The organism is Nonomuraea cypriaca (assembly GCF_015645445.1).
Taxonomy (GTDB): domain Bacteria; phylum Actinomycetota; class Actinomycetes; order Streptosporangiales; family Streptosporangiaceae; genus Nonomuraea; species Nonomuraea cypriaca.
Genome location: NZ_JADOGI010000317.1, coordinates 1 through 10,029 on the forward strand (window position 1 = coordinate 1; position 10,029 = coordinate 10,029).

The 10,029-nt window shown below is 70.3% G+C and carries 11 protein-coding genes; 4 read left to right on the forward strand and 7 right to left on the reverse strand.

What is annotated here, in order from left to right:
- Nucleotides 1–118 precede the first annotated feature (118 nt).
- The 5 genes from ITP53_RS50480 to ITP53_RS50500 all read right to left on the reverse strand — a co-directional run bounded on the left by ITP53_RS50480 (nucleotide 119) and on the right by ITP53_RS50500 (nucleotide 4,476).
- Entirely contained in the window at nucleotides 119–1,087 is a 969-nt protein-coding gene (locus ITP53_RS50480) for an aliphatic sulfonate ABC transporter substrate-binding protein (RefSeq protein ID WP_195902623.1), read from the reverse strand.
- A 25-nt stretch (nucleotides 1,088–1,112) separates the two neighbouring features.
- Nucleotides 1,113–1,892 carry an ABC transporter ATP-binding protein gene (locus tag ITP53_RS50485; RefSeq protein WP_195902624.1) on the reverse strand — a complete coding sequence of 260 codons (780 nt, stop codon included), beginning with the start codon at nucleotides 1,890–1,892 and terminating at the stop codon, nucleotides 1,113–1,115.
- A complete protein-coding gene (locus tag ITP53_RS50490; RefSeq protein ID WP_195902625.1) occupies nucleotides 1,889–2,686 on the reverse strand; it encodes an ABC transporter permease in 798 nt (265 codons plus the stop codon). Before ITP53_RS50490 ends, ITP53_RS50485 begins: the two co-directional genes overlap by 4 nt.
- Nucleotides 2,683–3,963 carry an ROK family transcriptional regulator gene (locus ITP53_RS50495; protein WP_195902626.1) on the reverse strand — a complete coding sequence of 427 codons (1,281 nt, stop codon included), beginning with the start codon at nucleotides 3,961–3,963 and terminating at the stop codon, nucleotides 2,683–2,685. The genes ITP53_RS50490 and ITP53_RS50495 overlap by 4 nt, the downstream gene beginning before the upstream one ends.
- 180 nt (nucleotides 3,964–4,143) lie before the next feature.
- Complete coding sequence (locus ITP53_RS50500; protein ID WP_195902627.1) at nucleotides 4,144–4,476, reverse strand: putative quinol monooxygenase; 333 nt, start codon at nucleotides 4,474–4,476, stop codon at nucleotides 4,144–4,146.
- Between the two features lie 278 nt (nucleotides 4,477–4,754).
- Here ITP53_RS50500 and ITP53_RS50505 point away from each other — a divergent pair, with 278 nt between their 5' ends.
- The 4 genes from ITP53_RS50505 to ITP53_RS50520 all read left to right on the forward strand — a co-directional run bounded on the left by ITP53_RS50505 (nucleotide 4,755) and on the right by ITP53_RS50520 (nucleotide 8,273).
- Nucleotides 4,755–6,083: an LLM class flavin-dependent oxidoreductase gene (locus tag ITP53_RS50505; protein WP_195902628.1), complete on the forward strand. Its 1,329-nt coding sequence runs from the start codon at nucleotides 4,755–4,757 to the stop codon at nucleotides 6,081–6,083.
- Nucleotides 6,080–6,604, forward strand: coding sequence for an NADPH-dependent FMN reductase (locus ITP53_RS50510; protein ID WP_195902629.1), 525 nt, complete (start codon nucleotides 6,080–6,082; stop codon nucleotides 6,602–6,604). The genes ITP53_RS50505 and ITP53_RS50510 overlap by 4 nt, the downstream gene beginning before the upstream one ends.
- Before the next feature lie 150 nt (nucleotides 6,605–6,754).
- Nucleotides 6,755–6,895: a hypothetical protein gene (locus tag ITP53_RS50515; protein ID WP_195902630.1), complete on the forward strand. Its 141-nt coding sequence runs from the start codon at nucleotides 6,755–6,757 to the stop codon at nucleotides 6,893–6,895.
- 112 nt (nucleotides 6,896–7,007) lie between these two features.
- Nucleotides 7,008–8,273 (forward strand): amidohydrolase family protein, encoded by a 1,266-nt coding sequence (locus ITP53_RS50520; RefSeq protein ID WP_195902631.1) that lies wholly within the window; start codon nucleotides 7,008–7,010, stop codon nucleotides 8,271–8,273.
- 72 nt (nucleotides 8,274–8,345) lie between these two features.
- Here ITP53_RS50520 and ITP53_RS50525 read toward each other — a convergent pair whose 3' ends face one another.
- On the reverse strand, nucleotides 8,346–9,620 hold the full coding sequence (locus ITP53_RS50525; protein WP_195902632.1) for a serine hydrolase domain-containing protein: 1,275 nt from the start codon (nucleotides 9,618–9,620) through the stop codon (nucleotides 8,346–8,348).
- Between the two features lie 55 nt (nucleotides 9,621–9,675).
- Nucleotides 9,676–9,891: a hypothetical protein gene (locus ITP53_RS50530; protein WP_195902633.1), complete on the reverse strand. Its 216-nt coding sequence runs from the start codon at nucleotides 9,889–9,891 to the stop codon at nucleotides 9,676–9,678.
- Nucleotides 9,892–10,029 lie beyond the last annotated feature (138 nt).

Consider the following 10,029-nt stretch of genomic DNA (forward strand, 5'->3'; position numbering starts at 1 on the left):
CGATCGAAGCGCGTGCCGCCGGCGGCCAGCCGGTCCAGGTTGGGCGTGGCCACGTGCGGGTTGCCGTAACAGCCCAGGGTGTCGACGCGGTGCTGGTCGGTCATCAGGAACAGCAGGTTCACTGGGTGGATGCCTTCTCATAGAGGTCGCCGGTGTAGTACGCGGCGGCGTCGGGCCGCGACTTGAGCTGGCCCGTGGCGACGAAGAAGTCGCCCAGGCTGTCCAGCCACTTGGCCACGGTGCCGTCCTTGGTCTTGGCGACCAGGTCGGCCGTGGTCATCGTCTGGACGTTCGCCGCGTCGGCCCTGACCTTGGCCGGGTCGAGCTTGAGCAGCGTGGCCGCCTGCGTGATCGCCTCCTCCGGGTGCGCGGCCCGCCAGTCGTTGGCCTCCTGCAACACCTTGATCACCTTGCTGGTGAGCTGCTGGTCGGTCTCGGGCCCCGACACGAACGCGGTCGGGAACGAGTTGTCGGGGAACTCCTTCGTGCTGGCGATCTCGACCGTGCCCGGCACCTTCTGCTTGATCGTGTCGATCAGCGGATACCAGATGCCGGCTCCGTCGATCTGACCGGCCGCGAACGCCGACACGATGGTGGCCGGGTCCATCGGCACCCGCTCGATGTCCGCGGTCGTCATGCCCGCCTTCCGCAGGGCCAGGTTGAGCACCATGTCGCCCGAGGTGCCCGCGGGGACGCCGACCTTCTTGCCCTTCAGGTCCTGGATGGTGGCGACGCCGGGACGGCCGATGACGCGGTCGGCGTAGGCGAGCGTGTTGATCGCGACGACCTTGGCCTTGCCCGAGGCCGGCAGCCACATGGCGCCAGGACCGATGTAGCCGAAGTCGAGGTCGCCCGCGCCGAGCGCCTGGATCTGCAGCGGGCCGTTCGTGAAGACCTTGACCTCGGGTGTGAGGCCCTGCCGCTCCCACAGGCCCTGCTCCTCCGCGATCGCGAGCAGGCTCGCGCCGTTGTAGTCGCTGATGTAGCCGAACCTGACTGTGGAGCCGTCGTCCGAGCAGGCGGTCACGGAGAGTGCTATCAGGCTCACCGCCGAGGCGGCCGTCAGGGCGTGACGAAGAGAACGCATGGCGGATCAGTCCTTCCTGGAGTTGTCAGGTGGCCGAGACGGCCTGTGGCTGGTGGTAGACGGAATGCCAGACCTCATTGCGGATCCGCCCGAACTCGGCGGACAGCCGCATCTCCTCGGTGCGCGGGTACGGCAGGTCCACGTCGATGATCTGCTGGACGCGTCCCGGCCTGGCGGCCATCACGACCACGCGCCTGGCCAGGTAGACGGCCTCGTCGACGTCGTGCGTGATGAACATGACCGTGCGCTGCTCCTGGCTCCACGTGTCGAGCAACTGGTCCTGCAGTTGCACGCGGGTCAGTGCGTCCAGCGCGCCGAAGGGCTCGTCCATGAGCAGGACCTGCGGATTCACCGCGTACGCGCGGGCGATGGCGCAGCGCTGCTTCATGCCGCCCGACAGCGTCTTGGGCAGGGCGTCGGCGAAGTCGGACAGGCCGACCAGCTCGATCGCCCGCTCCGCCCGCCGCCGCCGTTCCTCTGCGGGGAGCTGGGCCAGCCTCAGCCCGAACTCGACGTTCTTGCGCACGGTCAGCCACGGGAACAGCGCGTACTGCTGGAAGATCACCCCCCGGTCCGGCCCGGGGCCGTCGACGGGCCTTCCGTCCACCAGCACCGCGCCAGAATCGGGCTCGACCAGCCCGGCGGCCATGCTCATCAGCGTGCTCTTGCCGCAGCCGGACGGGCCCACCACGGTGACGAACTCGCGGTCGGCGATGTCCAGCGACACGTGGTCGAGCGCGGTGAAGACATCCTCCTTCATCGGGTACGTCTTGACCACGTCTCTGAAGGAGATCTTGGCGTTCATCGGCGCTCCTGCCAGTCGGTGAGGCGACGCTCGGCGAGCAGCAGCAGCCGGTCCATCAGCAGGCCGAGCACGCCGATCGTGATCAGGCCCACGAAGATCGTGGACAGGTCGTAGTAGAGCTGGGCCTGCTGCATGCGGAAGCCCAGGCCCTCCTGGGCGGCGATCAGCTCGGCGGCGACCAGCGTGCCCCAGGCCGCGCCGAGGCCGACCCGCATGCCGACGAGGATGAACGGCGTGGACGCCGGCACCACGACCTTGAGAAAGATCGTCCGGTCCGCCGCGCCGAGCACCCGGGCCGCGTTGATCAGCGTCTTGTCCACGTCCACCACGCCCTGGAACGTCGACACGACGCAGGACAGGAACGACGCCAGGAAGATCACGAAGACCTTCGGCACCTCGCCGATGCCCATGAGCACGATGGCCAGCGGAATGATCGCCAGCGGCGGAATGGTCCTGAAGAACTGCACGTACGGCTCCAGCAGGCCGCGCGCGGTGACGTACCAGCCCATCAGGAAGCCGATCGGGATCGCGAGCAGGGTGCCGAGCAGGAAGCCGATCAGGACCCTGCGCAGGCTGGCCAGCATGTCCTGTGGGAGCGTGCCGTCGGCGATCAGCTCACCCGCTCTTGCCGCCACCTCGAACGGCGTCGGCAGGCCCTGCACGCCCACCGTCGCCAGCAGCGTCCACAGGACGAGGCCGGCGGCGACGGCGATCAGGTTGAGAACGAGGGCGCGCTGGGGCGCGCGGCGCGCTGTTCGGGCGGGCGCCTGGCCCAGTGCGGTGACCTGGGTCATGACTGCCTCGATTGGTTCATTGGGGGGTCCTCTTGCTGAGAGGTCTGGGCAAGGCCGGGCGCGAGATCCGGTCCGGCCGGATAGCGGGAGAGCAGCGGGGATTCGTGCAGCACCAGCGCGATGCCGCCGAGGGCGCCCGCGACCTCGCCGAGCGTCGCGCGGCGCAGGCTGACCCGGTGCCTGGTGACCGGCATGACGTGGGCGCTCAGCGTTCGCTCGATCGGCTCCATCAGCGCGGTGCCGATCTCGGCCAGTTCGCCGCCGATCACTATCACGCTGGGGCCGATCGCGTTGCAGACGGCCGCGAGCACGGCGCCGATGCTGTCTCCGACGCCGGCCAGCAGGCGCTCCGCCGTCCGGTCGCCCGCGTCGACGGCCTTCACCAGATCGGGGAGGCCGTCGGCGCGCCCGCCCGCGCCGCGGTAGGCGTCCAGCACGGATCTGATCGACGCGATGGTCTCCAGGCAGCCGGTGCCGCCGCAGTCGCAGGGGGCGCCGTCCGGGTCCACCGTGATGTGGCCGAACTCGCCCGACAGGCCGTACGCGCCCCGGTGCAGCGACCCGCCGACCACCAGCCCGCCGCCCACGCCGTGGGACAGGCGCAGGTACAGCACGTCCCCGCCGCCCGCCGCGGCACCCCAGATCGCCTCGCCCAGCGCGGCCAGCCTGGTGTTGTTGTCCAGCAGCACCGGCACGCCGAACCGCTCGCGGAGCAGCACCTGCACAGGATGCGGCGTGGGCTCCTGGCCGGGTCGTACGTCCTGCTCCACGGGCTCGCCGAGGTCGTCCTCGATGGTGCCGACCGGGCCGACCACACCGACGCCGATCGCGCTGAGTGCGCCCAGGCGCAGCGTGCCGGTGCCGGCGCCGGTGAGTGAGCCGATGAGGGATACGGCGAGCTCCGCCCGCTGCTCCCACGGCAGGTCGGCGGCGTGCGGCTCGCTGGCCGTGCCGACGATCTCGTGCGCCAGGTTGACGGCCGCGACGTGCAGCCCGCGCCGGGCGAAGTCGATGCCGATAGCCTGGCCGGCGTCCGGGTTGAGGGTCAGGGTCTCGGCCGGACGCCCCCGACCGCGCGGGGCGTCCTGCTGCCCGGCCGCGACGACGGCGCCATCGGCGACCAGCTCGGTGAGGATGTCGTACAGGGTGGTGCGGGACAGGCCGCAGTGCTTGCCCAGTTCGCCCCGGTTGAGCGGGCCGTGCTTGCGCAGCAGCTCGAGCACCAGCTCTTCGTGCCCGCGCCGCAGTTGTGACAGCGGGCCACCCGGTTGTGCCATGCCGCTGAGTCTGCACAGGCCGCCGCTTTTTCGTCAATAACCCGGAAAAAAACGTGAAGATCCGGCCATGGGGCTGTGACCAGCAAAAACGCGAGGTCGAAGGCGACATCGCGGCCGCGTAACGTTCCCGTAACGAGCTCCGCGCGGCGTGTGTGCTTCGGCCGGCGGCGCCGCGGACGCTCAGTCGCGGGCGGGCACGGCCATCTCGGTGAGCTCGGACCAGTCGTCCTGCGGCACGGTCGTGTTCACGATGCGCGGCGTCTCGACCAGGTGTGGCGGCAGGGTGCGCTGGGCCTGCCTGAAGTGCTCGGACCGTACGTGCGCCACCGCGGCCGCGTCGTCGCGGAACGCCTCGACCAGGACGTACTCGCCGGGGTCCGCCAGGCTGCGCGACCAGTCGAACCACAGGCAGCCTGGCTCGGCCCTGGTCGCCTCGGTGAACTCGGCGGTGATCTCCGGCCAGCGCTCGGCGTGCTCGGGCAGGATGCGGAACTTCGCGGTAATGAAGATCATTTAGGGTAACTCCATCGGTCGGGTGGCACGTGAAGACCACCTTATTTTCATGTATGTCAAGTAGGAAATGTTGACTTTAGGTCGTGTGGCTCGTAGCGTCGTAGTCATGAGCCAGGGCCTCCTCCTGACCCGGCGCCCGCACGTGGACTTCGGCCACGTCGCCAGCGCGCAGTGTCACTGATCACGTACCGCGACCAGAGCCTGTCCCCCTCCTCAGAGGACCTCATCGTGATCACAACCAGACATGCCCTCCTCGCCTTCTCCACCTGGAGGACCACATGACGAGAAAGCTCCACCTCAACGCGTTCCTCATGGGCGTCGGCCACCACGAGGCGGCCTGGCGGCACCCGCGTACCGAGCCGGCCCGGCTCACCGACGTCCGCCACTACCAGGAGCTCGCCAGGATCGCCGAACGCGGCACGCTCGACTCGGTGTTCCTCGCCGACGGCGTGGCCCTGCGGGGGAACGTCAAGCACAACGCGCTCGGCGGCCTCGAACCCCTCACCCTGCTGTCGGCCCTGGCCGCCGTCACCGACCACATCGGGCTCATCGCCACGGTGTCGACGACGTACAACGAGCCCTTCCACGTCGCCCGCAAGTTCGCCTCGCTCGACCACATCAGCGGCGGCCGGGCCGGCTGGAACATCGTCACCTCCGCGGGCGAGGCCGAGGCCCGCAATTTCGGCGTCGAACGCCCGCCCCACGCCGCCCGCTACGCCAGGGCGAGCGAGTTCCTGGAGGTCGTACGCAAGTTGTGGGACAGCTGGGAGGACGACGCGATCGTGCGCGACCGCGCCGGCGGCCTCTACGCCGACACCGGCAAGATCCACCCGATCGAGCACGCCGGCGAGCACTTCGCGGTCGGCGGCCCGCTGAACGTCTCCCGCCCGCCCCAGGGACATCCACTGCTGGTGCAGGCCGGCTCGTCGGAGGACGGCAAGGAGTTCGCCGCCCGCCACGCCGAGGCCGTCTTCACCGCCCAGCAGACCCTTGAGGAGGCGCAGGAGTTCTACACCGACCTGAAGGGGCGGCTGGCCGCGTACGGGCGGCGGCACGACGAGCTGCTCGTCCTGCCGGGGATCTCGCCGATCACCGGCTCGACCGAGCGGGAGGCGCTGCGGCTGGAGAAGGAGCTGGAGGACCTCCTCATCCCCGCGTACGGCCTGGCGCAACTCGCCAACATGACCGGCATCGAGCTGACCGAGGACGCGCTGGACGGGCCGCTGCCCGACGTGTCCGTCGAGACCGAGGGGGCGCAGAGCCGCCGCCGGCTCGTCGTGGACCTGGCCAGGCGGGAGCACCTCACGGTCAGGCAGCTCATCGCCCGCCTGGCCGGTGGTCGCGGCCACCGCGTCCTCGCCGGCACCCCCGAGCAGATCGCCGACCAGCTCCAGGAATGGTTCTTCAACGGGGCCGCCGACGGGTTCAACATCATGCCGCCGATCCTGCCCGGCGGCCTGTCCGACTTCGTGGACCACGTCGTGCCCGAGCTGCGGAGCAGGGGCCTGTTCAGGTACGAGTACGAGGGGCGTACGCTCCGCGGCAACTACGGCTTGGCCAGGCCGAGGTCCCGGTACGCGCGGCCCGAGGCGGTGGTGGCCGGATGAGCGCCGTCACCGTGCTGGTCGGCAACCCCCGTGAGGGCTCCAGGACCCGGGGCGTCGCACTCCAGGCCGCCGAGGCGGTGGGGCCGCGGATCGGGGTACCGGGGCCGTACGACGTCGTGGACCTGTCCGCGCTCAGGTCCCACCTCCTGTCACCCGTTCCGAACGCCGCGGTGGAGGTGGCGCTGGAACTGGTCGCGGAGGCGAGCGTGCTGGTGGTGGCCAGCCCCACGTACAAGGGGACCTATACCGGGCTGCTGAAGGTGTTCGCCGACCGGCTGCCGCCCGCCGCGCTGGCCGGGAAGGCGGCGCTGCCGCTGCTCGTCATGGGGCATCCGGCGCATTCGCCGGCGGTGGAGGTGCATCTGCGGCCGCTGCTGGTCGAGCTGGGCGCCGTCGTGCCCACCCCGGGGCTCGCCGTCCTCGAAGCGCAGCTCCCGGACCTGGAGGAGGTCCTGTCCGGCTGGGCCGACCGGGTCGCCCCGCAGGTGGCCGCCGTGCTGAAGGAAGTCGCCCTGCCATGACGGAGACGCTTCCAGGGCGGGCCCTGAACGCGAACGATCGCCCGCCGGCGAGGCGCGTGCTGTGGGTGTGGTGGAGGTTCGCGCGCAAGGACGTCGACCGGTGGTCGCCGAGCCCACCCGCCGGCGGCCGGGACCGCCCGGCGCCCGCCCGTGCTGCCGATCGTCGAATGCCTGCGCGGCTCCTGGCGGCAGATGGCCCTTGTCACCGCGCTGTTCTACGTGTTCACGCTGCTCTGCCTGCGCGTCGGCCTGGCGCGCGTGGCGGCGCCCGCCGTGGAGGCGGTCGCGTGAAAAGGGTGGCATCTAGTAGTTAGCTGTCGTACTATCTGAGGCTGAATCACTTGTGAGGGCAAGGTCTCGGTCTGTCCTCAGGTAGTTAGGCATCAAACTATAGGAGATCGCCATGCGTACCCTCATCAGAAACGTCCGCCTGTTCGACGGCGAGCGGGTCGTCCCCCGCGCCGGCGTGCTCATCGACGGCGAGCGGATCGGCGCGCCGGGCGGTCCCGCCGACGTCGAGGTGGACGGCGCGGGCAGGACCCTGCTGCCGGGCCTGATCGACGCGCACGCGCACGCCTTCGACGGCGACCTGGAGCAGGCGCTGAAGTTCGGCGTCACCACCGAGCTCGACATGAACAACCTGCCCGCCAACATGGCCGTCCAGCGGCGGCAGGCGGCCGAGCGCGACGACGTGGCCGACCTCCGCAGCTCCGGCATGGTGGCCACCGCCCCGGGCGGGCATCCGACCCAGATCATGACCCCCAAGGTGCTCGCGGCGCTCGGCACGGACCGCGGGCTGGACACGGTGGCGGACTCCGGCCAGGCCAAGGCGTTCGTGGAGGCGCGGCTGGCGGAGGGCGCCGACTACCTGAAGATCGCGATCGACGACGGCGCCGTGTCGGGGATGGAACTGCCCGCGCTCGGCCCAGAGCTCGCCGCCGTGCTGGTCGAGGCGGCGCACGCGGCCGGGTTGCGGGTCGTCGCGCACACGATCACCGCCAGGGAGGCGATCATCGCGCTGGACGCCGGTGCCGACGGGCTCGCCCACCTCTACACCGACGTCGGGCCGGACGAGGCAGGGGAGATGGCCGGGCGGGTCGCCGCGTACGACGCGTTCGTGGTCAGCACGATCACGTACGTCGAGGCCGTCACCGGCGACCCCGGGGCGGCCGAGTTGCTGCGGGACCCGCGGATGGCGGCCAGGATGTCGGAGCGGTCGAAGGCGACGTTCGCGAGGGAGCCCGCGGACCTCCAGCCCGCCGACATCCGGCACGGCGACCTCCAGCCCGCCGATATCCGGCACGGCGACATCCCGATGCACTCGCAGGGCGTGGTCAACGCCTCGCACGCGGCCGTGGCGCTGCTGCGGGCCGGGGTGCCGTTGCTGGCCGGGACCGACTGCACGCCGTTCGGGCCGGTGCACGGGGCGGCGCTGCACCGCGAGTTGCTGCTGCTGACGGAGGCCGGGCTGACGGCGGGGGAGGCGCTCGCCGCGGCCACCAGCGTGAGCGCCGACCGCTTCGGGCTCGGCGACCGGGGCAGGATCGCTCCGGGGCTCCGCGCCGACCTGCTGCTGGTGGACGGCGACCCCACCACGGACATCACCGCCACCAGGGCCATCGCCGGCGTCTGGCGCGGCGGCGTACGCCAGGCCGTCAGCCGCGCGTAGGCGGCCGTCACCCGTGGACGCGATCTTCTGCGCATAAATCCACACATCAAGGGTGACCAGCGCCACATGCCATCAGCGCTTGACGGAGACCCGGTCCACGGGGAACGGCACCAGGTCCGGCTGCGCCGCCTTGACCTGCGCGCCGGCGGGCCCGCACAGCGCCACCAGGAGATGCTGGACGGTCGCGACGTCGATCGGGCTCACCTCGACCTCGCCGTTCTCGTTGACGGTCTGGTACTTCGTGCGGTTGACCCCGAAGGAGACCAGGCGCTTGCCGTCCGGGCTGGACAGCGACTGCGTGGCCATGCCGAAGACGCCCCCGTCGTGTCCCCAGAACCGGCCGCACGGCAGGTCGAGCGCGTAGATGCCCAGGCCGTAGTCCATCGAGCCGCCGCCCGCCGCCACGGGCACGGTCTTCTGCATCTCGGCGAGCTGCGCGGCGCCGACCAGTTGCCCGCGCAGCAGCGCCCGGTAGAACCGGTTGAGGTCGTCCATGGTCGACACGACCGCGCCCGCCGTGCTGGCCCACGACATGTTGTAGACGCTGTAGTCACGCGGCGGGTCGATCACCCCGTACCACGACTCGTACGCCTTCGAGTGCGGCCCCGGGATGTGCGGCGAGCGCGGGAACGAGGTGTGCCGCAGGCCCGCCTCGCGGATCACGTTCTGGGTGATGTAGCGCTCGGCGTCCATGCCGGTGACCTTCTCCAGCAGCAGGCCCGCGAGCACGTAGTTGGTGTTCGAGTACGAGCCCGGCGTCGCGCCCGGCTCGCCGGTCGGCTGACCGGTGAGGCCGTACTCGACCAGCTGCTCGGGAGCGATCTCGCGGAAGCGGTGTTCGTCCACACTGCTGGTCTTGCCCTCCAGCAGCGACGGGAACGCCGGGCCCACGTAGTCGGCGATGTGGCTGGTGTGGTTGAGCAGCATCCGCACGGTCACCTGCCGGCCGCGCTCGCCGGGCACCAGGTCGGGCAGGTAGCGCCCGATCGGGGCGTCCAGCTCGATCGCGCCGCGCGCCACCTGCTGCATGATCGCCACGGAGGTGAACGTCTTGCTGATGCTGCCCACCCGGTGCACCATGTCGGGCCGCACCGGCCGGCGGGTGTCGACGTCGGCCACGCCGGACGCGCCGCTCCATTCCTGCTCTCCATCGCGTACGTCTGAGTAGATGCCGTACATGCCGGCTTCGTGTACGGCGTCGAGAGACGTGCGCAACGCCTCCCGATCGAGCCCGGGACCCTGGACGGCGGCGACCGCGCCGGGGGCGGTCAGCGTGCCGGCGACGAGCAGCACGCCCGCGGTCAGCCCGGCCCTCGATACGTTCTGTCGGAATAGGCGAGAAATCATGTCGTCAGCATGATCCATCGCACATGTCCGAGGTTAGTCGACAGTGTCACCGTCTTTACATGACACCCGTCATCTCGGACATATGACATCGGCGTTGTACTGCGCTGACCTCATTCATGGCGTAAATATCAAAGGAGGACAAGCTCGAAAAGGCATTGCCGGGAAATGAGGGTGCCAGCGGCTGACGGCCGTAATGAGAAAATACAAGAACACCTGACGGCCCGTATTTCAGATGCCGCGTCCCCGCGCCGTACGGCAGGATCTCGCTCATGGGATACGACGGTGACTATTCACGTCAGTTTGTGAGTGCGGGTGTCCAGGGGGTTCCGAGTAGCGCGTCGTAGAGGGACTGGGCGGCGCGCAGGCCGTTCTTGCGGACGGTGGAGATGTAACCGCGGATGGACAGGAA